This window comes from Nesterenkonia ebinurensis, from assembly GCF_008711175.1.
Lineage (GTDB): Bacteria > Actinomycetota > Actinomycetes > Actinomycetales > Micrococcaceae > Nesterenkonia > Nesterenkonia ebinurensis.
On the sequence record NZ_VWNF01000021.1, the window covers coordinates 99,248 to 124,180 of the forward strand.

Below are 24,933 nucleotides of genomic sequence, written 5' to 3' on the forward strand. Positions count from 1 at the left end.
CATGCTAGGAAAGGACCTATGGATCTGGATCGCGAAGGACCGCTGACCAGGCTGACGAACTTCGTCTACCGCCTGATCGTCATCGAGGCCGCCTTTGTGCTGGTCACCCTGCCGGCGCTGATCGGCATCTTCTTCCTGGAGCAGCACCCCAGCAACATCCCGCTCTATGCCGTCTTCACCCTGTTCTTCGGCCCGGCTATCAGCGCAGGCGTCTATGCCTGGCGAGCCGATCAGGACGTGGTGCCCTGGCTGCGTTACTGGAAGGGCTACATCGAATCCTTCGTGCAGACCATGGTGGTGTGGATCCCAGTGGTCACCCTCTGCACGCTGGTGGCTTTCAATGCCGCATACTCACAGGTCTCCACAGTGTTCATCATCGGCGGGTTCATCATCGCTGCCGGTGCCGCGATCTACGGTGTGGCCCTGCTCTGCATCATCGCAAACTTCAGCTTCCGCACCCGAGACCTGTTCGCCGTGGTGATGTTTGGCACCGCACATGCTCCACTGTCAGCCCTGGGCATCGTCTCGCACACGATTCTGGCCGGGGCCATCGTATTCTTCTGGGCCGACTGGGTGCTGGTGCTGCTGGCCAGCTTCATGCTGGTGCTGCTGGCCAGGATCGTCCGACCGATGCTCATCCAGATCAACGAGGGCCTGGTTAAACCCGGCCACGGCCCCCTGCCATGAGGATCTCCAATCCGCTGCTGCCGGGCTGCTACCCGGACCCCAGCATCTGCCGCGCCGGTAACTGGTACTACCTGGTGACCTCCACCTTTGAGATGTGGCCGGGACTGCCGATCTTCCGCAGCCGCGACCTGGCGAACTGGGAACAGATCGGGCATGTGATCGACCGGCCCGCCCAGATGACTTTCGACGGCGTGGAATCTTCTCGCGGACTGTTCGCGCCCACTATCCGCCACCACAACGGCACCTTCTACCTCGTGTGCACCCGCGTCGGAGCCCCTGACGCCCCGCACCACGGGAACTTCCTGGTCACCGCGGAGGACCCAGCCGGGGACTGGTCGGAGCCGCGCTGGCTTCGCGACGAGCACGGCACCCCGGTGGACGGCATCGACCCCTCGATCTTCTTCGCCGATGACGACCGGATCTGGCTCCACGGCACCCGCCCGGCGCCCACCCCGGAATGGGAGGGGCAGACCGAAGTGTGGCTGCGGGAGTACGACCCGGACCGCGGCTTGGTCGGTGCCGAGCACATCATCTGGACAGGTGCGATGCGCGGCGCGGTGTGGGCCGAGGGACCACATCTCTTCGAGCGCAGCGGCCGATTCTACCTGCTGGCAGCTGAGGGCGGCACCGAGTTCCACCATGCGGTGTGCATCGCCCGCAGTGAGGCGGTGACCGGCCCCTATGAGGGCAGCAGGGCCAATCCGGTGCTCACCCACCGGCACCTGGGCCATCCCGGGCACGGGCGCGGACCGGAGGTGGTCGGCGTGGGGCATGCCGATCTGGTGGAGGCTCCCGACAACTCCTGGTGGGCGGTGCTGCTGGGTATGCGCACCTACGGCGGGTACCACTACAACCTAGGCCGGGAGACCTTCCTGGTGCCCGTGGAGTGGCAAGACGGCTGGCCGGTCTTCGCCCCTGACGAGGGTCGAGTGCCTGCCGTGGTCGAGGTTCCCGAAAGTGTCCAGCTGGGACAGCGGAAGCCCACTGTCCCAGCTGCTTTAGACACGAAAGCCGGTGACACCACAGCCGGTCGAGGCGGACCCCTGATAGCAGGGACCCGCGCGAATGCAAAGCATTCAGGTGGGCCACCTCAGGAAGCGGCGGGACATACACTCGCCACCGCCCCCAACACCGTCACCGGCGGTCCGGTGCTCCCTAGTGATCCGCGTTGGACCTCACTGCGTGGGCCCTGGGACGGCTTCGCTTCAGTGGAGGACGAGAGGTGGATACTTCGGGTTCAGCCAACGACTCTGACCGAACGCACTACACCGACTTTCCTGGGGATCCGGCAGCAGCATAGGCGCCTGGACCTCACTGCTGAGTTGAACCTCTCCACCCTGACACCCGGGGAGGAGACTGGTGTCGTCGTACGTCAGTCCGAGGAGCACCACGCCTACCTCGCGCTGCTGCGCCGGGAGGATGATTGGCTGCTGCGTGCGGTGCTCCACCAGCCTGGGGGCGACACGGTTCTCGGCGAGCAGCCCTGGTCCGAAGCGGACTGCGTGGTGCTCGGTCTGCAGGCCCGTGAGCAGGACTACACGTTCACGCTGGACGGCGCCGCCGTCGCCACGGCCGACGGCCGCCAGCTGGACACGGTGACCACCGGTGGATTCCTAGGCCTGTGGCTGGGTGTCTTCGCCACCAGCCACGGCCGCCCCACCAGTTCCTCCATGGTTCTCCGAGAACTGGTCTATTCGCCAGTGGGTACCGAGGATGTCTTATACCCCCATCGAAGGTGAGCGGCGCAAACGCAACGAAGTTTTCGACCGACGCAGCCGTGAGGATGATCAATCCATCCCTTGGAATTCGGATGAGTACCGCGTGGCTGTTGAGGGTCTGAGCAAAGATCCTTGAGGGAGCGGCCCCTCAGTGAAATCAGCCTCGAGAAACACATAGCCGAGCTCAGAACCTTCACCTGAGGCTCCTGACGTGCCGCTCTCGTCCACGCCTTGAGAAATCAACCATTGCTGACTGTATAGCTATACTATACAGCTGAATATGTGATCATCAGCTTCCGTCACAAGGGCTTGCAGAAGTATTTTGAGACCGGGTCGAAACGTGGGATAGAGCCTGAGCATGCACCACGCTTGCGCCTGATCCTGGCCACATTGCACCAAACAACCGGACCGGAGGATCTGAGTCTTCCCTCATTCCGATTACACCAGCTGACCGGTGACGTGAAAGAGCATTGGTCCATGAGGGTCAGTGGCAACTGGCGAGTGACGTTTCGGTTCGTAGGGCAGGACGTGGAACTGGTGGACTATCAGGACTATCACTGAGAGGAGCAAACCAATGGAGATGTTTGAAGCGGTGCACCCCGGTAAGATCCTCCGGGAGGAGATCGTCAACGAGCTTGGCCTGTCAGTGTCTGAGGCGGCAGAACGGCTTGGCGTGACTCGTGCTGCACTCAGCCGGGTGCTCAACTGCCGGGCAGCCGTGAGCGCCTCACTTGCCCGTCGGCTCGAGACATCCGGGCTGAGTACTGCACAGCAGTGGCTGCGGATTCAGCTCGCTTACGACCTGGCGCAGGAGCGCAATAAGGAGCTACCACAGGTGAAGTCTCTCCTGGAGTCCTAGTCGCAATTCTGCTTATTTAAGGGCGAAGCCGGCGCGTTCGAAGACACGGCGTAGCAGGTGGCGCTTGGCGACTTTGACCGCCTTAGGGCCGACCCGTGAGACCAGTCCCGAGGTCCAGGAGCTGGGCTTGCCGTACTGGGCGAAGTAGTCGGCCAGGATCTGGTCATAGTCCCCCACATCGGTGGCGGCCGCAGCGTCGTATGAATCCCAGTGCAGGTAGGCGCTCTGTGGAATCCGCGGCTTAATACCAGCCGGCTCTTCCGGATCCGGGTAGCCGACCAGCAGGCCCAGGAACGGCACCACATGCTCAGGGGCGCCCAGGATTTCGCCGACCCGCTCCACGTTGTTGCGCAGCGAGCCGAGGTAGCAGGTGCCCAGGCCCAGGGAACGGGCAGCGACCACGGCGTTCTGAGCGTTAACGCCGATATCGCAGGCACCGACCAGAATCTCGTCCAGATACTCAGCCCCGGTGTATTCGATCTGGGGCTTCTCTGCCTGAGCCTGCTCTACTGCTTTGCGGATCCGAGAGGTGTCGATCAGCCAGACCAGCACCACCGGTGCTGTGGAGATATGCGGGAACTGGTTCGGGCCGCCGACCTCTCCCAAAGCACGCTTGGCCTCCGGGTCGCGGACCGCCACCACGGAGACCACCTGCTTATTGGAGCTTGTGGAGCCGGACTGCGCAGCCGCAGCGATGGTGCGGATCTGGTTCTCGGTGACCTCACGGTCCAACCATTGGCGCACCGATCGGTGCGAGACCATGGTCTCCAGAGTGGGGTTCCATTCCTCAGGAGTGAACCCAGGCTCGGCCCCCCAGCGGGCGCGCAGTTGGTCAGTGGGCGTGGTCATCGGTGTCGAGGCAGTCTCAGGCATACCCACAAATCTACCGACTTACTTTTACACCTCTGAAACACTCCTCTATGTACCCTAGATGCAAACGTGTGCGAACTTATACTCATTCACGATTGGAGACCCTTGTGAACTCGCTTCTTGAAATCGATGATTTGACGGTCAGCTTTCGGACCCCCTCCGGAAAGTCGACAGCTGTCAAGAATCTGAGTCTCTCCCTGCATCCAGGAGAGACTCTCGCCATCGTTGGCGAGTCGGGGTCGGGGAAATCCACCACCGCAGCAGCCATCAATCGGCTGCTGCCCTCCAACGGTGAGCTCACCACTGGACGAGTGATGTTCGACGGTCAGGACCTCGCTGCGCTCTCGGACCGTGAAATGACCAAGGTTCGCGGCAAAGGGATCGGCTACGTCCCACAGGACCCCATGTCTAATCTCAACCCCCTGCACAAGATCGGCCGGCAAATCGCCGAGGCTTTGATCCAGCACGGCCAGGCTTCGAACAGGCGGACCGCCCTACCAAAGGTTGTAGAACTGCTGGAAATGGTGGGAATTCCCGATCCACAAAGACGGGCTGACCAGTTTCCCCATGAGTTCTCCGGAGGCATGCGGCAACGCGCGCTCATCGCCATGGGTCTTGCCTGCAACCCACGCTTGCTTATCGCCGATGAGCCGACCTCAGCTCTGGATGTCACTGTTCAGAGGAAGATTCTCGACCGCCTGGAGCACATCACTGATGAGCTGGGCACCGCGGTCATCCTCATCACACATGATCTAGCACTGGCAGCAGAGCGAGCAGACCGTGTTGCTGTGATGTACCGCGGAGAACTCGTGGAGTACGGGGCGGCGCAAGAAATCCTGGCCGCACCCAAGCATGAGTACACCCAGCGGCTCCTCAGCGCTGTGCCCACACTTACCAGCCGCGCGCTGGTCGAGCTGCGCCCGGCCCTTCAGCCCGATACCGCCGAGGACCTGATCGTCTCGGTAGAGGGCGTCTCCCAGCACTATCCGGTGCGCGGCTCGGGGCTTTTCAAGAAGGAAACCTTCACCGCTGTAGACAATGTCTCACTCAGCATCCTACGCGGGACCACCGTGTCCCTGGTGGGAGAGTCAGGCTCCGGGAAATCCACCACAGCCCGCATGGTGCTGGGGCTCGAGAAGCCAAGCTCCGGGCGGATCATCATCGACGGGATGGATCTCAACGCCATGGTCAAGGGTGATGAGCTAGCCTTCCGGCGCAAAGTCCAGCCCGTGTTCCAAAATCCCTATGCCTCGCTGGATCCCCGCTTCACCATAGGGCGCAGCATCTCCGAACCGCTACGCATACACCGGATCGAGCGCGACCATAAAACCAAAGTCGCCGAGCTGCTGGAGCAGGTGGCGCTGCCGAAGCACACCGCCGAGCGCTTCCCCCATGAACTCTCCGGCGGCCAGAGACAGCGGGTGGCGATCGCCCGCGCTCTCGCGCTCTCCCCTGAAATGCTGGTCCTGGACGAGGCAGTCTCCGCCCTGGACGTCATCGTCCAGGAACAGATCCTCGACCTGCTAGTCTCCCTGCAAAATGAGCTGAACCTCAGCTACTTCTTCATCAGCCACGATCTGGCTGTGGTGCAAATGCTTTCCCACCAGGTCTACGTGATGAAAACCGGCTCCATAGTGGAATCAGGCTCTCCCCAGGAGATCTACCACCAGCCGGGCGCGGAGTACACCCAGGAACTGCTGGCCGCTATTCCCGGCGCCGCGTAGCGGCACTCCAGGCCAGGCACCCACGGGGTGAGGGGGCAAGCTGTGACAGCCTTGCCCCCTCACTCGTTTCTTGTATCGATCAGTTGATACTGGTGCGATTCCCCAGCGCCTTGGTGGTCAGCGCCATCACAATCACAGTCACAGCGGCCAGCACCACCATGGTCCACAACCGATCGGTGTGCTCGTACACCGCAGCGATGGTCACCGGTCCCATGAACAGGCCCAGGTCGCCCAATGCACGATAGAGACCCATCCGGCGGCCCAGCACTCGCTTGGGCGAGCGGTCCGCGATCACCGTGCTGGCGATAGCCACCCCTGAGGTAGCGAAAGCGAAGATGGTCACTCCGATGAACCAAGTCACAGTGTTGAGCGGGATGAACATTAGCGGACTCACGGCTAAGACGATCAGGCTCGGCAGAATGGCGGCCCGGCGAGAGACGCTGTCAGCGATCTTGCCGGAAATGTTCGCGCCTACGATGCGGGCAAAGCCAGCGAGCCCCAGACCCAATCCAATAACCACAGTGGACATGCCGAGCTCCTCATCGGCGATGAGAGCTGCCACAGTAAAGAGCAGGCCTCCCATGGTGAAGAACACCGTGAAGGCGATCAAGCATACCGCCGCCATGCTCCAGGGGGTCAGTAGATCAGGTTGCTCAACGGGTTTAGCAGCTCCTCCCGCCGCAACCGCAGTTGCCGACCTCCTGGCGCTACGCCAAGCGATTGCGGCTATGGTCAGCAGTACCACCACGGCGAGCGACGCCGCTACGGAGTGGGTGACTCTCCAGGTGAAGGCGGCTGCGGCGAAGCCCGCGAGCGCGGGACCAAGCATCTGGCCGGCCATCAGGCTGGTGGAATAGATGGCCATGGCCTGGCCCCGCCGGTTGGGCGGTGCTTCCCGGGTCAACGAGGTCATAGCCACGGTGCTCATCGAAGCCGAGGCGATGCCGACCACCGTCACTCCGACGAGAATCACCGAAAGCAGCTGGCCGAAGGCCACGGCATAGGTGCCCACGGCCATTAGGGCCGCCGAGCTCAGTGAGAGAACAGACGACGAGACTCGATCTGCCAACCACCCGGCGGGGAAGTTCGTCACCACCCGGCCGAGTCCAAAGAAGGTCATGATCAGACCGATCTGCGTGGCGCTGAGCTGAAGTTCTTCGCCCATATCAGGCAACAGGGGGGTGCGCATGAAGGCCACAGCTGTGAGCAGAAACAGCGCCCCCACGATCACAATGTTAGTAGAGGTCATCACCTTTGAAGGGGCCCCAGAGGACTGAGCCTCAAGTGATTTCTGGGCGGTGGTCCTCACTCGCCACTCTCCATGATCTCAGGCACCGTGAGTGTTCCCGAGGAGTGCACAATACGTCCGCCAACCAGAGTCAGTATGGATTCTAGGTGGGGGATTTCGTCAACCTCCACTGTCATGATGTCCTTACTCAGCACGGCGATATCTGCAAGCTTGCCCGGCTCAAGAGTGCCACGCTCATTCTCTTCAAAGGTAGAGTATGCCCCGCCGTAGGTATAACCCAGCAGCGCCTCCTCCCGGCTGTGAAGATTCTCCCCGGTCAAGGTAGGGCTTCCGGTCACAGTGAGACCAGTGATGAACCAGTGCAGGGAGGCGAAAGGGTTATAAGAAGCCACACGCATCGCGTCAGATCCCAGCACAACGGGAATGCCTGCCTCGTACAGAGCCCGGACTGGAGGCGCCTCTGCGACCCGTTCCTTACCCCAGAGCTCGATGGCATATTCGCCCGAGAGCCGCATCAGGGACTGGATGGACATGATAATGCCAAGCTTCTTCAGCCGTGGTATGTCTCGCTTTTCCACCGGCTCGCCGTGGACAATAGCCCAGCGCAGCTCGTCGATAGGGCACACTTCGTGGATACGCTCCCAGACATCCAGAGCAACCTCCAGGAACTCCCGGGTATGGATATGCAGTTGAATGGTCCACCGCTTCTGCGCAGCCTCCAGAAGGAGCTCATACATTTCCTGGGCTGCTTCAGGGGAACAGTCCCCCGGCTGCCCAAAACGGTCATGACTTCGGAAGAGTACGACTTCACCCAGACCGCTAATGCGCAGCATGCTATCGCCTTCATGGGGCTGCAGGAACCGCGCGTAGCCACGGAAATCCTCCTGCTCGGTTCCCCCGGAGGTAGCGTGCTTGAAGAGCCGGAAGCGAGTACGCAGCAGTCCGCGACGCCAGGCTTCATAAAGGGCGCTGTAAGTATCAGGGCCAGTATTGATACCTCCACCGTCCACTAATCCTGTCATTCCGAGACGGGCAAGTTCCTTGGTGAGAACTCCCGTTGAGGCCACCTGCTCCTCCTGGCTAGGAGTGGGTAACTGCCGGTAGAACCATCCCATGATGGGCAACTTGTACCCCCGGCCAGTGAGATTGCCCTCCTCATCACGCTCAAAATAACCGCCGCCGGCAGTAGCCTGAGCAGCTTGCTCCGCCTCTTGGGCACGCTGCTCGGTGAGGTTAATGGCCTTCATTCCAAGGGTGTTGAGCTGTGCCCAAGCATAGCGGGCCTGCACATAGACGCGGTGATGCGGAGCCGCAGCATCGAGCTCCTCCCGGGTAGGGCCGCGTCCCTGAGAAAACTGGCGCTCATCCCACCCACCGATGATCCTGATCCACTCTCCCGCCGGACGACGTTGGGCCTCTTCCTGAATCATTCGGAGGCCCTCTTCAAGATCGTAGACATCCTCGAATCGGAGCTCGTCATTCCAAGTCCGTCCAGCACGCAAGGCATGAATATGTCCATCAATAAGACCAGGGATGACGCGCTGTCCCTGGAGGTTGATACGAGGAGCGGCTCCTGCAGCGCTAAGGACCTCGTCGTCATTGCCTACTGCGGCGACCCGACCATTGCGGATGCCAAGTGCAGTAGCTTCAGCCGGAGTTGAACTCTTTCGAGCAAGAGTGGTGATCAAACCGGAGTGGAGAATCAGGTCATATGGGGCCGACTGGGCCATGAAGAGTTACCTTCCATTGTTGTTTCTGAGTCGGTGAGAAGCGTGGGTTATCAGAGTTCAGCGGCGCTGAGACTTGGGATCCAGGGCGTCCCGCAGTGCATCACCAAAGAGGTTGAACGCCAGGGTTATAGCCATGATCGCCAGACCTGGGATTACCGCCATCCACCAGGCGCTCTGCAGATAGGGCTGGGCATTGGAGAGCATGGTTCCTAGTGACGGTGCAGGCGGCCGGATGCCAAGGCCTAGGAAAGAAAGCATCGCCTCACCTAGGACAGCGTTCGGGATAGTCACTGTGACCTGTACCAATAGAGCACTCATAGCATTGGGCAGCAGATGGGTGCCAATGACACGAGTATGCGAAGCACCCAGTGCTACCGATGCAGTGATATAATCTTGACCTCTGAGTCTGAACATCTCACCGCGAATGATGCGGGCGAATCCTGGAACGTTGGAGATGGCCAGGGCGATAGTCACGTTAGTAGCTGAAGGACCGAGGATTGCAGCTAAGCCAAGCGCGACAATCAGGGCTGGAAAAGCCATCATGACTTCGATGATGCGGGAAATTACTGCATCTGCTGCACGGAAGTATCCGGCAAGTAACCCCATGGGCACCCCGATAGCTGCCGAGAGCAGCACAGAGAGCAGCCCAATGGTCACGGAAGCGTTGATGCCGTACAGGACGCGGGAAAGTTGATCCCGGCCCAAGTCATCAGTGCCGAAGAGACCACCTTCTCCCGGGGGAAGAAAAATGCGGTCAAAGGCAGTGGCCTCCGGCGAGGAAGGGGCAATGAGCGGCGCGAGGATACCTAACAGAACCATACTCACAGCAATAACGAATCCTACGAAACCAGCAGGTGAGGACAGTGCCTGGCGCAGTGGCTTGCGGCGCAGAGGGTTGCTTGGAGGAGCAGGTGCGGATGTAGTCAGAGTCATTGGTCAGTTGCCCTCCTGAACTCGGATGCGAGGATCCACTAAGGAGTAGACGACGTCTGTCGCGAGGTTGATGAGCACATATCCTGCGGCCGTCACTAGGACCACCCCCTGAACCATCGCATAATCACGCGAGATGATGGCATCGATCGTCAGCTTGCCGAAGCCAGGTATGCCGAAAACCTGCTCAGTAACAACGGCACCGCTGATCAGGGTGCCCAGTTGCAGCCCCACCACTGTGATGACGGTAATCAAGCTGTTGCGCAGGGCGTGCCGTGTGATCACGGCTCCTGCAGGAATGCCCTTGGCCCGAGCAGTGCGCACGAAGTCAGCCGTGAGAGTTTCCAGCATAGCTGCCCTGGTTTGGCGCATGATGATCGCGGCAAAAGCAGTGCCCAACACGATGGATGGCAGAACCATCCTCCGCATAGAGTCCACCGGGTCTTCCCACAACGGTGTATAACCAGAAGCCGGCAGGACAGGCCAGATCACTGCAAAGGTCAGGATCAGTAGCAGGCCCAGCCAGAAGTTCGGCACAGAAAGCCCAAAGAGGGCTACACCATTAGCGAGCCACTCACCAGGTTTGCCTTGTTTGACGGCGGCAAGAATGCCACAAGAGATACCGACCAGCATGGCCACAAGCATGGAGAGCACCGCCAGCTGCACTGTGGCCGGTAGGGCCGAGGCGATAATGCTAGTGACTTCGCCACCCGTGTTGGATGATCGGCCCAAATCACCTCTCAGGAGGTTTCCGAGGTAAGTCAAGAACTGAGTGTGCAAGGGATCGTCAAGCCCGTACCGCTCACGAACCCTGGCGATCGCCTCGGGCGAGCCTTCTTGCCCGGCCAATGCCACGGCAGTGTCTCCAGGGAGCGCGCGCACTCCGAAGAAAATCACGACCACTGACACGAACAGCGTGATGAAAGCATGCCCGAGGCGACGCAACAGGTAGGACATCATAGAGAGTGGTTCCTAGACTCAGTGTTGTTCTGGGTACTCAGTCTTCGACGAATCCGGCATAGGTGGGTACCACCGAACCATTAGGCCGCAGCTCGATTCCGGCCACATCATCCCGGATTCCCACCAGGTTGACGGGACGCACCAGGAAGATCATTGGAAGATCCTCACGCAGCTGAGCATTAATCTGCTCGTACATCTCGGCACGTTCCTCAGGATCCTGTGCAGCGCGAGCAGCAGCAAGCAGTTCGTCAACCTCTTCATTACTGTACTTCGTCATAGTCCGCGGGCTGTCTGAGGCGACAAACTGACTGATATTCGCATCAGGGTCGATACGGCCCGACCAAGAGTTGATATAGGTCTCGTAGTCTCCGCCGTAGCCCCGCTCAATGGTCACAGTGGACTCCTGAATATCGAGAGTCACCTCAAAGCCGACCTCCCCAGCCATGGACTGAATCATTTCGCCCATCCGACGCATCTCAGGCATGGTATTGATCATCAATTCGACTTCGAGAGGAGTATCGACTCCGGCTTGTTCAAGAAGATCTGCCGCACCGTCAGGATCGTAGCCTGGGCATGCCAAAGTAGCTTCGGTGGCAAGTTCTGAAGACGGCGCCATAAAGCCACAGGCCACTTCGTACTCTCCGTTGAAGACCACCTGGTTGATAGCCTCACGGTCAAGGCTCATCTCCAACGCGCGGCGTACATCAGGATTCTCAGCCAGCGGCCCCTCGACCTGCCCGGCGGGCTCCTGGTTGCCATCGACATTGCCAATGTTGATATCGATGTTCATATAGCCGAGTCCTTCCCGGCGTTCCAAAACAACTCCACTAGCGCTTTCAAGGTCTTCTACATCAGTAGTCGGAACCCTCTCAATGACGTCGACATCGCCAGAACGCAGATTGGTCACCCGGACATTGGAGTCGGTGATGACCTGGTAAGTGACTTCGTCGAGATAGACGTTATCTGCGTTGTAGTAATTTTCATCCTTCGTCAGTCTGATGTGGTCCTGGCTCATCCGGGATTCGAAAGCGAACGGCCCTACACAGACTGGGCTTTCAGCAAAAGCCTCATCCCCAGCCTCACCCACTGCGGTGGGCGAGACGATGATGCCGGCTCGGTCAGTAAAGATCACGTCGAAGGCACCTGGGGCGGTGGGTTCCACAAGATGGATGTCGACGGTGTGCTCGTCGACAACCTCCACGGACTCAACAGCGGAGAGCTCGCCACTGCGCTGCGATCCTTCGGCCTCCATATGGCGGTCGATGGAGAACTTGACGGCCTCCGCGTCCATCAGAGTGCCGTCCTGGAAGACTACGTCCTCCCGCAGCGGGATCGTCGCGATCTGACCGTCTTCGCTGAACTCGGGAGAATCAGCTGCCAGTTGGGGGTACACGTTGCCTTCATCGTCGGCGTTGTACAGCAGCTCGCACATTGCGTTGTACACAGAGAGGGAGGTCAGAGTTGAGGCGAAGGTGGGGTCAAGGTTTCCCGGATCCCCTGAGATTCCGATGGTGAGACTTCCGCCTTCCTGGAGTTCTCCTGGGATGTTCTCATCTGTATCTCCAACTGCTTCCGTTTCGCCTCCGTTCCCGCAGGCTGTCAGTCCCAGGGCGGCGATAAGCCCAGCCCCGAGAGCTGTAGTTAGTCTGTTGTGCTTAGGTGTGATAGCCATCGGTGGCTCCTTTATGGATAGAGGTTCTCATCAGTGGTGGAGTGCTCCGGAGTCCCAAACAATCTCGCCGCCGACAATAGTGAGGTCAGAGGTGAGGGTATGAATCCGGTCGGTAGGGATGGTGAAGTAGTCCTCGCTGAGCACAGCGAGGTCTGCGTACTGCCCGGGAACCAGCTGCCCCCGAACATTTTCCTCATGCGTGAACCAAGCCCCGACTTGGGTGTATCCGCGCAGCGCACGATGCCGGTCCAGCAGGTATTTCTCGTCCAGGGTTTTATTGCCCCGCACAGTCTTCCCGGTGAGAAACCATTCGAGACTGGCGAAGGGATTGTAAGAAGCTACGCGCATAGCGTCGCTCCCCAAACCGATGGGCACACCGGCATCCCAAAGGTCAGCCAGCTCCGGGGAATGGGCTACCCTGTCTGCGCCCCATGCCTCAACGGCATACTCACCGTTGTAACGAAGCAGTGACTGGAAAAGAAGCCCCGCACCGAGCTTCTTGAGCCGCTCTGCGTCTTCGAGATAAGTAGATTCAGCATGGACGAAAGACCACCGAAGCTGGTTAATCGGGTGGATTGAGTCAATCTCCTCCCACAGATCTAACAGCTTGAGAAAAAACTCCCGCTGGTGCACGTGGATCTGCACCGTCCAGCCTTTTCGGGCGCACTCGAGCAGCACTTCCCGCGTTTCAGCCATGGCTTCTTCACCGTAGTCAGCAGGGGCCGCGATACGGTCGTGGGTACGGTACATGATGACCTCGCCGATACCCGAGAAGCGCAGTATGTCATCACCAAAGCGAGGAGAGCCAAACCGTAAGTAGCCCGCATAGTCCGCCTGCTCAGTGCCTGCACGAGTTGCGTGCTTAAAGAGCCGGACACGGGTCTTCAAGCGCCCTTGGCGCCACGCCTCATACACCGCGGCATAGGCCTCGGGACCTGTGTTGACACCGCCGCCGTCGATGGCACCTGTCATACCCAAACGCGCAAATTCGTGAGAGAGGGCAACAGTCGACTCCACTTGCTCGTCATAACTTGGAGCGGGCAGCTGACGGTAAAACCAAGTCATCAGCGGCATGCCCGAGGCTTTGCCAGTGATAGAGCCCTCCGAGTCCTTCTCGAAGCCCTCCGGCAATGGAGTTTTATCAATAGTCTCAGTGGTGATACCTAGAGTTTTCAGCCCAAGACTGTTGAGCACAGCGTAGTCGTACTGCATCTGAACGTAGACAGGATGATTTGGGATGACCTGGTCCAGCTCTTCACGCGTGGGACCGCGTTGCTCAGCAAACTGGTGCTCGTCCCATCCTCCAATGACGCGTATCCAAGTGCCTGCCTTCTGGGAGGCTGCCCGCTCAGCGAGAGCATGCAAACCGTCTTTGAGGCTGTAGAGGTTTTCAAAACGGACTTCATCGTTCCAGGTTCGCCCGGCCCGGATGAAGTGAACGTGCGAGTCGATGAGCCCGGGAACCACCCTGGCGCCCTTGAGGTCGATGACATGTGTGCCATTGCCGATGTGGGCCTCAGCGTCAGTCACGCTGAGTACTTCGCTCCCCAGCAAGGCGATCGAGTCCACTGTCTCTGGGGCGGATGAACCCAGCGCCATTGTGGTGATCTTTCCACCACGGAGAACGATATCTGCCTGTTGTGTCATGGTGCTCCCAAAAGTTGGCAAATGATTATGCAAACGTGTGCTGTACATCGATGCTACGAGCCGTTCGATTCGAGCGTCAACTCCCCAGGAGAAAATTTACATTGGTGTCATAAAAGGTCACTAGCGCTAGGAAAGGCAACGTGTTATGGAAATTATCGCTGCAACATAATAGGCTATCGTTTGCACTAATAGTCTTAAATGGGATTTGTGAGGAAGCGCTATGAGAGTCACGATCCGGGAGGTAGCCAGCACCGCGGGAGTGCATTACGGCACAGTCAGTCGCGCCCTTAATCCCGATACAGCCCATTTGGTGGCCAAAAAGACTCGAGAGCGCGTGCAGAAGGTGGCCGATGAACTTGGGTACACCCCGAACACTATCGCCCGCGGACTGAAGAAGAACCGGACTCAGACAGTTGGGGTAGTCGTCCCAGATATTGCTTCACCTGTAATAGGTCATCTTGTCCGCGGCGTCGAAGATCGGCTTAGCCCACACGGCTATATCGCATTGGTGGCCAATACTGACGATGACAGGGAACGTGAACAGACTCAGATCCGCGCACTGATGGGACGCAGCGTTGATGGCCTTATCGTGGCTTCAGCGCATCTTTCAGGCCCTACATTGGAAGAACTGGCTGAACATCGTATCCCTGTGGTCCACGCGAATCGGCACGGACACGGCGAATCGATAGCCAGCGTCACCAGCGACGACGCTCCAGGGGTATATTCCGTGGTAGACCATTTGGTCAGGCTCGGTCACCGTCGCATTGCCTATCTGGGCGGACCACTAGACACTTCTACCGGCCAAACGCGTTCCCAAGCCTTTAGATTCGCCATGGCGGAAAAGAATCTCGCAGTAGATGAGAAATTGGTAGTTCACGCCAAAACATTCCGCACCAAAGAGGGTGAACAACTCGCGGCAGCGCTCTTAGCTGCTGGAGAGGAGTTCACTGCGATTGTGGCAGGTAATGACATGCTCGCCATCGGCTGTCTCGACACCTTACGGACTCATCATATCGCCTGCCCCGACGACATCAGCGTAGTGGGTTTCAACGACATGCCCTTCGTGGACAAACTCAGCCCGCCGCTGACATCCGTGAAAGTGCCTCACTATGATATCGGGACCGAGGCAGCCGCGCTTATGCTACAACTGATGCATGCCGAAGCCAGCAGCCCTCGTACTGTGCTGCTCCCAGTAGCACTTGTGGTACGTGAGTCAACAGGTGCCGCGCAAGTCCCGTAATCAAGGACTCATCTGTGCACAACAACGCCCAGCAGGGACTCATTCGCAGAGGTTCTTTACTATGTTCCGTTGGCGAGCTGAATCTGAAACCATTGCTACCAAGTTGCTAATCGTTCGTCAGCTGATGCGGGCAGGGGTGGTGAGGACGCGGTGACCGGTGACCTGACGGGTCTCACCCACCAGAGTCACCTCCCCGGCCAGGGGCAGCTCGCCGGCGTTGGGGCCGACCCAGAGGTCGATGGCGCCGGGCTCCACGATCCGGGTGTAGTCCACCCCGGTGAAGGCGAAGCGATCGGCGTGTACCCAGAAGGTGACCTCCTTGGACTCCCCCGCAGCCAGCTCTACCTTGGCGTAGGAGAGCAGCTGCTTCACCGGGCGGGCCACCTGGGCGTTGCGGTCGCCGAAGTAGAGCTGCACCACTTCGGCCACCGGGCGCTGGCCGGAATTGGTGACCCTGGCCGAGACGTTGACCGTGCCGTCCACTGCGATCTCGGCGGACTCCACCAACAGATCGGAGTACTCCACACTGGAGTAGCTCAGCCCATAGCCGAAAGGGTAGAGCGGGGTGGGGTCCAGGTTGGAGACACCCTCGCTGTTCTGACCCAAGGGTGCGGCGATGTAGCCTACCGGCTGGCCGCCGGGGTGGGCGGGCACGCCGATGGGCAGCCTCCCGGTGGGCTCCACAGCACCGGTGAGCAGGTCCGCCAGCGCGGGACCGCCCTCCTCACCGGGGAAGAATCCCTGCACGATGGCAGCGCACTCATCAGCCACTGCACCCAGGGCGTAGGGTCTACCAGAGATCACCACCAACACGGTGGGGGTCCCGGTGGCCAACACGGCCTCGACCAGCTCCTGCTGGGCGCCGGGCAGCTTGAGGTCTTCGACGTCGCAGCCCTCGCCGGAGGTGCCGGCGCCGAACATGCCGGCCAGATCGCCTACCGTGACCACGGCCAGGTCAGCCTCAGCCGCAGCCCGGGCAGCTGCGACGATGCCAGCGTCGTTTCGCTCACGCTCCTCAATCGCCTCGGATGACTCGGAGCCAGCTCCGGTCTTCGCTTGGCTCAATCGGGCGTCGTCATAGTCCACGATAGGGCAACCGAACTCATAGACGACCTGGCTGAAGCGCTCACCCAAGGCGTCCAAGATGGAGGGCATAGGCACACCGATGCCCTTATGTGGGAAGGTGTCAGCCGGGTACTTGGCCAGCACGTGGTTGGGGAAGGAGTAGCAGCCCATCATGGTGCGCGGCTCATCGGCGGAGGGGCCTACCACTGCGACCTTGCCGGTACTTGCCGGATCGAGGGGGAGGATACCGTCATTTTTCAGCAGCACCAGAGACTCATGAGCCACCCGACGAGCCAGCTCGCGGTTGGCCTCGGAATCCAGGTCCACCGACTCGTCGATCTTTGGCTCCCAGCCGCTGCCGTCTTCGGCGATGTCGAGCAGGCCGAGCTCCGCCTTCTGCTTCAGCACCCGGCGCACCGAACGGTCCAGCACGGACTCGTCCAGCTTGCCCTCGCGGACCTGCTGGGCCAGGGTGCGGTAGCCACCGGTGTGCGGCAGCTCGATGTCCAATCCTGCGCTGATCGCCAGGCGGGCGGCCTCAGCCTGGTCTTCGGCAATTCGGTGCATCTTCTCCAGGAAGGCCACCGACCAGTAATCAGCCACCACGGTGCCCTCGAAGCCCCATTCCTCACGGAGGACTTCGGTGAGCAACCACTTGGAGGCCGCGGGTGCTTCGCCGTCGATATCGGCGTAGGAGTTCATCACCGAGCCAACTTTGCCCTCGCGGACTGCCAGCTCGAAGGGGTAGAGAATCAGGTCGATCAGCTCACGCCTGCCCATATGCACCGGGGCGTGGTTTCGGGCGGCACGAGAGGCGGCGTAGCCGGCGAAGTGTTTCAGGGTGGCGATGATCCCGGCTGACTGCAGACCCTTCACATAGGCGGTGGCCAGGGTGCCGATCACATAGGGGTCCTCACCGATGGTTTCCTCCACCCGGCCCCAGCGGGCATCGCGGACCACATCCAGCACCGGGGAGAGACCCTGCTGGACTCCGGTGGCGGCCATATCGGTGCCGATGGCTGCGGCCATCTCCTCGATCAGCTCGGGGTTGAACGTAGCCCCCCACGCCAGGGAGGTCGGGTAGACGGTGGCCTTATAGGCGGTGTAGCCGGTCAGGCACTCCTCATGGGCGATGGCCGGGATGCCGAACCGGTTTGCAGCGATCACCCCGGCCTGGCGCTCCCGCAGGTCGCGGGCTCCTTCCTGCACCTCCAGCGGGATGGTTCCGTAAGTGCGGGTCAAGTGACCCTCGCCATGGGCGATCTCCTGAGCGAAGGGCAGTTTGCCGGAGGACATCGCATCCTCCATGGGAGCGACCTCGCCCTGGGTGTCCGGGTCCTCGCGCATCTCCCAGTGGGAGCCGAGCTGGGCGACTTTCTCCTCCAGAGTCAGCTCAGCCAGAAGTGCCTCTACCCGCTCTTCGGTGGGTAGGGCGGCGTCGTTCCATTTTCCAGTGATGCGCTCGGTCACAATGCTTCTCCTCAGCGTGTTGGGGACGTCTTCACCCTTGGGTGCATGATCTGTGCAGCAGTTTGGGCTGTTATCGGGCGAAAATACTGCTCATAGCATGCACTCAACGGATGGGGGCGGGCGGATTACTTGCCGAAGCCGGCGGTCAGGCCAGCCACAATGTAGCGGCGGCCCAGAATGTAGGCCACCAGCAGCGGCAGCGCGGAGAGCACCACAGCGGCCAGAGTGGCGGGCACATTGATGCCGAACTGTCCCTGGTATTCCCAGAGGCTCAACGGCAGCACGCGCACGTCACGGGACTGGGTGAGCACCAGCGGGAACAGGAACCCGTTCCAGACCTGCAGGGCCTGGTAGATGCCCACGGTCATCAGCGCCGGCTTGGCCATCGGCACCACAAGCGAGCCGAGGATCTTCCACTCTCCTGCTCCGTCCACGCGCATGGACTCGAAGAGTTCGTTGGGAATATCGCGAACGAAGTTCACAATAATCAGCACACTCAGCGGGATCGCAAAGGCAATCTGCGGCAGGATCAGCGCCCACAGGGTGTCATAGAGACCCAGCTGCCGGATCAGGTAGTACACCGGGATGATGGTAGCCTGCACCGGAATGGCAATGCCCAGCAGGATCAGCTGGAACAGCCGAGTGCCGCCCCAGGTGGTAGAGCGGGTGATGTAGTAGGCGGCCATCAGCGAGACCGCCAGCACCACCGCCACCGTGGAGGCGGTGACGATCACTGAGTTGAAGAAGAAGTGGAAGAAATCATTCTGGATGACCAGGATGAACGCGTCCAGCGTGGGCTCAGCGGTGGGGATCAGCTGGTTGTTGGCCCGCAGATCCTGGCTGGTCCGGAAGCTGGTGATGATGATGTAGTAGATCGGCAGGATGATCACTGCCAGCCAGACCCAGCCGAAGACCCCGGCAAAGATATTGGGAGACTCGCCGGGCTTCTTGGCCTTGCCCGGTTTGGGTTTCTTCAGCCCGACGACGCCGCCGTCAGGCTCGGTGGGATCCAGAGCAGTACCGGCCTGGGGAACCTTGGACTCTGTGGATGCAGCGTGTGTCATGGGAGGCATGTCTCCTGTTCATGAGCCGTGGCGAGCAGGCGCACTGTGAGGTGACTCGCAAAACGGTTGAGGGAGGGGATCCGGGAAGCATCTTTGACCGAATGAGGCGCCGCGAACTGTCCACGTGACGCCGCGCAGTATGCGATACGAGCTGGAGTCATGCCTAGGCACCTGCCTTGTCGGACTCCATTTTGGAAGAGCCGGAGAGCTTGTTGAGAGCCAGTGACATGGTCAGGCCGATGGCCACCAAGATCACCGCGATCACCGAGGCGTGGCCGAGGTTATTGGCGCTGAACCCGGTGATGTACATGTCCAGCGGCAGGATACGCACAGCGTTGGCGGGCTGGCCTCCGGTGAGTACGAAGATGAGGTCGAAGTAGGTCAGCGAGCCCACCAGCATCAGGGTGGATGAGGTGATGATGGTGTAGCGCAGCTGGGGCAGGGTGATGGAGAAGAACTGCCGGATTCGCCCTGCCCCGTCAATGGTGGCCGCCTCGTACATATCGGCCGGGATCTGCCGCACACCTGCCTGGTAGAGCAGGGCGTGGAAGGGGATGAAGCACCAACCGACCACAAAGATCATCACGTACATCACGATGTCAGAGTTGGTCAGCCAGTCATTGGGCAGCCAGTCGAAGGGTAACGCTGCGGACATGCCGTAGTAGGGGCTGAACAGCGACTGAAAAGTCAGACCCACTGCCACCGAGGAGAAAAGCAGCGGCAGGAAGTAAAGCACTGAGAGGAAGGCTCGGTAGCGCTGCTGACCAGCCATGAAGACGCCCAGCATCAGGGCAATTGGAGCCTGGAAGAGGTAGGAGCCCACCACGAACAGCAGGGTCAGGGTCAGCGCCCGCCAGGTGAACGGGCGGTCGTTGATCACGGTGTCCCAGTTGTCCAGGCCCACCCAGGAGGGTGTGCCCAGGATGTTCCACTCCATGAATGAGATGACCAGAACTCCGCCCAGAGGGATCAGGGCGAAGAATCCGAAGAACAGGACGGCGGGAAGCGCCATCAGGAACGTGGGTCCCTGACGGCGCTTCCCGGCACCTGTGTCTCGGACTGCGGTGTCAGTTGAGGCAGTGGCAGTCATTGATTAAGGACAGCTTCTTTCGGTTTTGGTGCGCAGTGAGCGGTCAGCTCACTGAGCGTTCATGGTGTCCACGAAGTCCTGCGGGGTGCTGCTGCCCTGCAGGATCTCGGCCAGCGCGTCACCGAAGGCCTGCTCCTCCGAGGGGGAGATGGCCTGGTCCCAGGAGAGCTGGAAGTGGTTGGCGTTGGCGGCCAGTTCGTTGGCGAAGGTCAGGAAGTCCTCGGCCTCAGCACCTGCGAACCGATCTTCGATGTCGTTAAGCGGCGGCAGCGAACCGTTGTCGAGCATCTGGTCTACGGTCTCGTCATTGTAGAGGTGCTCGGAAAGGTAGGTGCGGGCCACTTCCTGCTCCTCCTCAGAGGCATCGGCGGAGATCGACCAGAAGTTGGCCGGGTTGCCCACGATGTTGCTGGGGTCTCCTGCGCCGTCCTCCAGGACCGGGAACTCGGTGAATCCGAAGTTGCCAGAGTCGGCAAACTCGGGGAAGTCCTGGTTGATGGTGGCGTAGACCCAGGAGCCCTGCAGCAGGAAGGCAGCGCGGCCGTCAGCCAGCAGCTGGGCGTCCTCGTTCTGGTCGGCGGTCACGGCGTTGTAGTTGCCGATGAAGCCGTTCTCCCCGAGTTCCTGCATGGTCTCCAATGCCCAGATGATGGACTCGTTGTCCCAGGCGCCATCTTCGCCCTCGACCACAGCCTGGAAGGCGCCCTCGCCGCCGTGCCGGTCGGTGAGGTAGGCCAGCCACATGAAAGCGGGCCAGATGGAGCCCCCGGCCAGGGAGAAGGCGTCCACATCGTCCACCCCGTCCAGGGTGTCAATGATGTCTTCCACATCGGACCAGGTCTCGGGCAGGTCCAGGCCGTGCTCGTCGAGTACCTCCTGGTTGTAGTAGAGCACTACCGGCTGCACATCGTTCAGCGGCACAGCGTAGACAGAGCCATCCACCACACCGTTCTGCCACACCGACTCGTGGACTCGGCTCTCGAGATCGCCCGTCTCACCGTCGAGCGGGACCACGCGGTCCTCCTCGACGTACTCCAGCAGGGCACCCCCGGTCCAGGACATGATCAGGGTCGGGGCATCGCCGGAGCCGACCGCTGTACGGATCTGCTGCTTATAGGCGTCGTTCTCCAGGGCCTCGACATCGATCTCGACGTCGTGGGCCTCCTCGAAACGCTCGAGGTCCTCTTCGATAGCGGGCCAACCGCCTCCGGTGAGAATCCAGGCGGAGGCCCCGTCCCCTCCCCCGCCGCAGGCGGTGAGAGCGAACAAAGAAGCGGCGGCAACACCGGCGGTGCCGGCGCGCATAGTGCGGTGACGTGACATCACGTAGGTCCTTTCATATTGCAGTGCGAGCGCCGTGCGGGCTGCGGGTACGAGTGCGGGCTGCAGCATCCGGATGGCCGAATGCGGACAGCTTCGCGCCCCACGGCAGATGTGACATACATTTCGTCTTTTCGCAAGACTAAATACCCGCGCCGAAGGTGTCAAACGACACAGCACAACTCAGCATGCGCCGCGCTCACCACTCAAACTCAGACCCCTACCCGCCTCCAACGAGACGACGGAGACGAAACCCCACCTATCAGGGGTCAGTAAGTCAACTCCCCGACCCATTGGGGGAGAGTCGTCAGCTCTTCATTCCAGTTGTTGCGATACCTCGAATGATGTACCGCTGAGTGAAGATGAAGAACGCCACCACTGGAATCAGGGAGACTACTGACATTGCGAACAACGGACCGAGCCCCGCCCCTGACTCAGTACTCATCAACGTGCTGAGACCCAGCGGCACTGTGTACTGATTGGGGTTGGTGAGATAGATCAGCGGCATGAAGAAGTCATTCCAATTCCAAATGAAGGTGAAGATCGTGGTGGTGATCAGGGCCGGCTTCATCAGGGGAAGAATGACACTGAGGAAGGTCCTCAGCGGCGAGGCCCCATCGATCGCAGCAGCCTCATCCAGTGACCTCGGCAATCCACGCAGGAACTGAACCATCAGGAAGACAAAGAACGCGTCAGTAGCGAGCAGCTTCGGCAGAATCAGGGGCCAGAACGTACCGACCAACCCAGCTTCCTGAAAAGCAATGTACTGGGGAATCGCGACCACATGGTACGGCAGCATAATTCCCGCAAGCATCAACGCGAATGCCGTGTTCTTGAACCGGAAGTCCAACCTGGCAAATGCATAAGCCGCCAGCGAGCACGAGATGAGGTTCCCGATAACGCAACCAGTCACCACAATGAACGAATTGACGATATAAGTGGGGAAGCCGCCACCAGGACCTGACCTGAAGCCGCTTTCATAGTTCTCCAGGGTCACATCCCCGGGAATGATAGAGAATGAACCCATGATCTGCCCTTCTGGCGTGAGCGAGCTCTTCAGGAGCCAGAGCAAGGGATAGAGCATCAAGAGTGCCCCGATCAATAGCCATAAATGCTTAAGTTTACGCGCCTTGACCGGCGACATAGACTTTTTCATTTTGGCAGACTTCTGGGGCGGCGCGTCAATTGTACTAGTCATTGTAGAACACCCAGTATCTCGAAAACAGGAAATTCAGTGCGGTCAGCAGACCGATCAGCATGAGCAGCATGACGCCCAGCGCCGAGGCATAGCCCATGTTGAATCGCGTAAACCCTTCGATGTACAGATACAACGTATAGAACATCGTGGAATCCGCAGGACCACCTGTGCCACCACTAATGACGTGAGCTGGCGTGAATGCCTGGAACGCATTGATAGTCTGCAGAATTAGGTTGAAGAAGATCAGCGGAGTCAGCATGGGCAGCGTGATGGAGAAGAACTGTCGAGTCTTTCCTGCACCGTCGATGGACGCGGACTCATAAAGATCCGTTGGGATCTGCCGGAGCCCGGCGAGGAAGATGATCATCGGGGACCCGAACGTCCACACATTAAGGACGATCAGCGTCATCAACGACGTGTTCGGATTGTCCACCCAGCTTGGAAGGTCCGTGAACCCCAGAGCTCTCAGTATCTGGTTGATACCACCTTCATACCCGAAGATTGTCCTCCAGAGGATACCGATCGCGACACTGCCGCCGATCAGCGACGGCAGATAGTACAGGGCCCGGTAGTACGAGAGCCCACGGACGCCAGTATCCAGCAGCATAGCCAACGCCAACGCGATGAGCAGCTGCAGAGGAACGGAGATCACCACATAGAGCCCGGTAACCACCAGTGACCGGTAGAACCGGGGGTCCGAGGTGAACATATGGACGAAATTGTCCACACCGATAAACGTGGGGGCCGCCAACAGGTTGAAATGTGTAAACGATAGATATATCGCCCCCAGCAACGGACCAGCGGTCAGCAGGACGAACCCCAAGGTCCATGGCCCCATGAAGATAAGCAGGTCGCGCTTACGCACCCTGTTCATGGGGCTCTTCTTCTTGCGGCCACGGGTAGCGGCCTTCCGATCAGCCGTCCCTTCAGGACGATGCGGTGGTTCTGGCGGAGCAGTGCTAGGTGGCTCAACAGTGTTGACACTCTGAGGCACGATCAACTCCTTCCTAGATAGCTAGATGGGGTCGGACGCACGTCAGCCACGTTCAAGCTGCTGCTCCAAGTCCTGAATTCCGGCGGCAACTGCATCGTCAATGTCCTGACCGCCATTGAAAATATTGTCGTTGGCGTTCTCGATCAGCTGCTGCCACCCTGCGCCTGCCGGAGGGGGCTCAGGCCTGTCTCGCATCGGCTGCTCGTCGACCCTAGCCTGCATGTCCAGCATCCGCTGTTCGGCTTCGTCGGCGTCCTGTTCAATGCGCTCGATGACGCTCGGATTCACAGGGAACCCGGTGGCCAGGCCCACCATCTCCGCTGCGCTCTCGTCGTTGAGGAAATAGTTCAGGAACGCTGCCGCTGCTTCAGGGTTATCCGCAGATCGCGCCACGCACATACGAATGTGATAGTGGAACTGGTAGTCATCCGTTGAGTCAGAGTCTTCTGGATACTTGAACAGGTCCAGGTCATGGTCTGAAGAGAAGCTGACGTTGTCCAAGTACTGGTTGAGCTGAACCAGGTAAAGCCCTGTCCGATGTCCCGTCTGCGTCCACTGCGTCTCGCTGCCGCTGACTTGCGGGGGCATGACCGCACCCCTGTCGATGGCGCTCTGCCACATAGCGAACCAGCCGGCGAGAATGTCTGGATCAAGGACGAGATTCCCACCGCCGCCAAAGATCTCGCCACCCTGCTGCCTGATCCACAGGTGAGCATGCTGATAGAAGGCCCCCATTGAGGAGATTCCCCAGTTGCCTTCCTCTGTCGCATCGCTGTACTCCTGAGCAAGGTCCCAGAAGTCCTCCCAGCTCCAGCTTTCGTCGTCGGGAAGGTCTGTGATTCCGGCCTCTTCGAATGCGGTGCGGTCGATCTGCACGGCCGGGCTGTACTGGGTGTAGACCGGAGCGACCTGTCGACCGTTGATCTCCCATGACGAAACCAGGTCGGACGGCATCTCATTGAAGTTGATGATGTCGTCTGGCAGCTCATTGAGGTCAAGAAGCACATCGGCGTCGGCGAAGCTGGTCGCCTGGTTGGCCGGGATCCAGAAGGTGTCCGGGAGGTTCCGCCCACCGGCTTGGACAGAAATACGGTCGAGGTATGGGGAGTACTCCGCGGGCTCAAGCTGGATGGAAACGTCGGGCTCAACATCTTCGAAGCCTTGCGCGAAGGGAGCGTACAGCTCCTGGCGATGAGCATTGCCCCACCAAGCAAACCGCACGTTACCGGCGATCTCGCCATCTCCGACGGCTCCGCCACCATTTCCACCGCAAGCAACGGCGAATGCACCGGCTCCCACTGTCGCTGAACTTAGCGCGAGGAAGTTCCTCCTTGAAAGTGGTCGCCGAGTCAGAGGCCGAGTTCTCTTACTGCTGTGCATTTCAGCTCCTTCAATTGGTGGGAGAATCAGTGTGCCCGGCTTTCAAACCTCTGGGCGACACTGCAC

Annotated in this window: 20 protein-coding genes; 6 read left to right on the top strand and 14 right to left on the bottom strand. The window is 60.0% G+C overall.

Annotated elements, in window-relative coordinates:
• Positions 1-18: 18 nt before the first annotated feature.
• The 4 genes from F0311_RS08075 to F0311_RS08090 all read left to right on the top strand — a co-directional run bounded on the left by F0311_RS08075 (position 19) and on the right by F0311_RS08090 (position 3,264).
• Complete coding sequence (locus F0311_RS08075) at positions 19-687, top strand: DUF624 domain-containing protein (protein WP_150461428.1); 669 nt, start codon at positions 19-21, stop codon at positions 685-687.
• A complete protein-coding gene (locus F0311_RS08080) occupies positions 684-2,426 on the top strand; it encodes a glycoside hydrolase family 43 protein (protein WP_150461429.1) in 1,743 nt (580 codons plus the stop codon). The genes F0311_RS08075 and F0311_RS08080 overlap by 4 nt, the downstream gene beginning before the upstream one ends.
• Before the next feature lie 261 nt (positions 2,427-2,687).
• Positions 2,688-2,966, top strand: a complete 279-nt coding sequence (locus tag F0311_RS08085; RefSeq protein WP_150461430.1) for a type II toxin-antitoxin system RelE/ParE family toxin — start codon at positions 2,688-2,690, stop codon at positions 2,964-2,966.
• Positions 2,967-2,979: 13 nt separating this feature from the next.
• Entirely contained in the window at positions 2,980-3,264 is a 285-nt protein-coding gene (locus F0311_RS08090) for a HigA family addiction module antitoxin (RefSeq protein ID WP_223881212.1), read from the top strand.
• A 12-nt stretch (positions 3,265-3,276) separates the two neighbouring features.
• Here the strand turns inward: F0311_RS08090 and F0311_RS08095 are convergent, their stop codons facing one another.
• Positions 3,277-4,137, bottom strand: a complete 861-nt coding sequence (locus F0311_RS08095; RefSeq protein ID WP_191089817.1) for an NADPH-dependent oxidoreductase — start codon at positions 4,135-4,137, stop codon at positions 3,277-3,279.
• A 47-nt stretch (positions 4,138-4,184) separates the two neighbouring features.
• On the opposite strand from F0311_RS08095, the gene F0311_RS08100 reads away from it, so the two are divergent.
• Entirely contained in the window at positions 4,185-5,858 is a 1,674-nt protein-coding gene (locus F0311_RS08100; RefSeq protein ID WP_150461431.1) for an ABC transporter ATP-binding protein, read from the top strand.
• Positions 5,859-5,937: 79 nt separating this feature from the next.
• Here the strand turns inward: F0311_RS08100 and F0311_RS08105 are convergent, their stop codons facing one another.
• The 6 genes from F0311_RS08105 to F0311_RS08130 are packed head-to-tail and all read right to left on the bottom strand — an operon-like array spanning position 5,938 to position 14,094.
• Positions 5,938-7,107, bottom strand: coding sequence for an MFS transporter (locus F0311_RS08105; RefSeq protein ID WP_150461432.1), 1,170 nt, complete (start codon positions 7,105-7,107; stop codon positions 5,938-5,940).
• Between the two features lie 56 nt (positions 7,108-7,163).
• Entirely contained in the window at positions 7,164-8,837 is a 1,674-nt protein-coding gene (locus F0311_RS08110) for an amidohydrolase (RefSeq protein ID WP_150461433.1), read from the bottom strand.
• 57 nt (positions 8,838-8,894) lie between these two features.
• Positions 8,895-9,770 (bottom strand): ABC transporter permease, encoded by an 876-nt coding sequence (locus F0311_RS08115; protein ID WP_150461434.1) that lies wholly within the window; start codon positions 9,768-9,770, stop codon positions 8,895-8,897.
• Positions 9,771-9,773: 3 nt separating this feature from the next.
• Positions 9,774-10,727 (bottom strand): ABC transporter permease, encoded by a 954-nt coding sequence (locus F0311_RS08120; RefSeq protein ID WP_150461435.1) that lies wholly within the window; start codon positions 10,725-10,727, stop codon positions 9,774-9,776.
• A gap of 37 nt (positions 10,728-10,764) precedes the next feature.
• On the bottom strand, positions 10,765-12,399 hold the full coding sequence (locus F0311_RS08125; protein WP_150461436.1) for an ABC transporter substrate-binding protein: 1,635 nt from the start codon (positions 12,397-12,399) through the stop codon (positions 10,765-10,767).
• Positions 12,400-12,429: 30 nt separating this feature from the next.
• Positions 12,430-14,094 (bottom strand): amidohydrolase, encoded by a 1,665-nt coding sequence (locus tag F0311_RS08130; RefSeq protein ID WP_150461437.1) that lies wholly within the window; start codon positions 14,092-14,094, stop codon positions 12,430-12,432.
• A 172-nt stretch (positions 14,095-14,266) separates the two neighbouring features.
• Here F0311_RS08130 and F0311_RS08135 point away from each other — a divergent pair, with 172 nt between their 5' ends.
• On the top strand, positions 14,267-15,286 hold the full coding sequence (locus F0311_RS08135; protein WP_150461438.1) for a LacI family DNA-binding transcriptional regulator: 1,020 nt from the start codon (positions 14,267-14,269) through the stop codon (positions 15,284-15,286).
• A 117-nt stretch (positions 15,287-15,403) separates the two neighbouring features.
• On the opposite strand, the gene F0311_RS08140 is transcribed toward F0311_RS08135, so the two are convergent.
• The 7 genes from F0311_RS08140 to F0311_RS08170 all read right to left on the bottom strand — a co-directional run bounded on the left by F0311_RS08140 (position 15,404) and on the right by F0311_RS08170 (position 24,786).
• Entirely contained in the window at positions 15,404-17,821 is a 2,418-nt protein-coding gene (locus F0311_RS08140; RefSeq protein WP_150461439.1) for a glycoside hydrolase family 3 N-terminal domain-containing protein, read from the bottom strand.
• Positions 17,822-17,946: 125 nt separating this feature from the next.
• The gene (locus F0311_RS08145) at positions 17,947-18,885 is read right to left on the bottom strand and encodes a carbohydrate ABC transporter permease (RefSeq protein ID WP_150461440.1); all 939 of its coding nucleotides are present in this window, start codon (positions 18,883-18,885) and stop codon (positions 17,947-17,949) included.
• A gap of 163 nt (positions 18,886-19,048) precedes the next feature.
• Positions 19,049-19,975, bottom strand: a complete 927-nt coding sequence (locus F0311_RS08150) for a carbohydrate ABC transporter permease (protein WP_223881213.1) — start codon at positions 19,973-19,975, stop codon at positions 19,049-19,051.
• Positions 19,976-20,023: 48 nt separating this feature from the next.
• The gene (locus tag F0311_RS08155) at positions 20,024-21,298 is read right to left on the bottom strand and encodes an ABC transporter substrate-binding protein (RefSeq protein ID WP_150461441.1); all 1,275 of its coding nucleotides are present in this window, start codon (positions 21,296-21,298) and stop codon (positions 20,024-20,026) included.
• 304 nt (positions 21,299-21,602) lie between these two features.
• Positions 21,603-22,451 (bottom strand): carbohydrate ABC transporter permease, encoded by an 849-nt coding sequence (locus tag F0311_RS08160; RefSeq protein ID WP_223881214.1) that lies wholly within the window; start codon positions 22,449-22,451, stop codon positions 21,603-21,605.
• 34 nt (positions 22,452-22,485) lie between these two features.
• A complete protein-coding gene (locus F0311_RS08165) occupies positions 22,486-23,367 on the bottom strand; it encodes a carbohydrate ABC transporter permease (RefSeq protein ID WP_150461443.1) in 882 nt (293 codons plus the stop codon).
• Between the two features lie 162 nt (positions 23,368-23,529).
• The gene (locus F0311_RS08170) at positions 23,530-24,786 is read right to left on the bottom strand and encodes an ABC transporter substrate-binding protein (RefSeq protein WP_191089819.1); all 1,257 of its coding nucleotides are present in this window, start codon (positions 24,784-24,786) and stop codon (positions 23,530-23,532) included.
• Between the last annotated feature and the right edge of the window lie 147 nt (positions 24,787-24,933).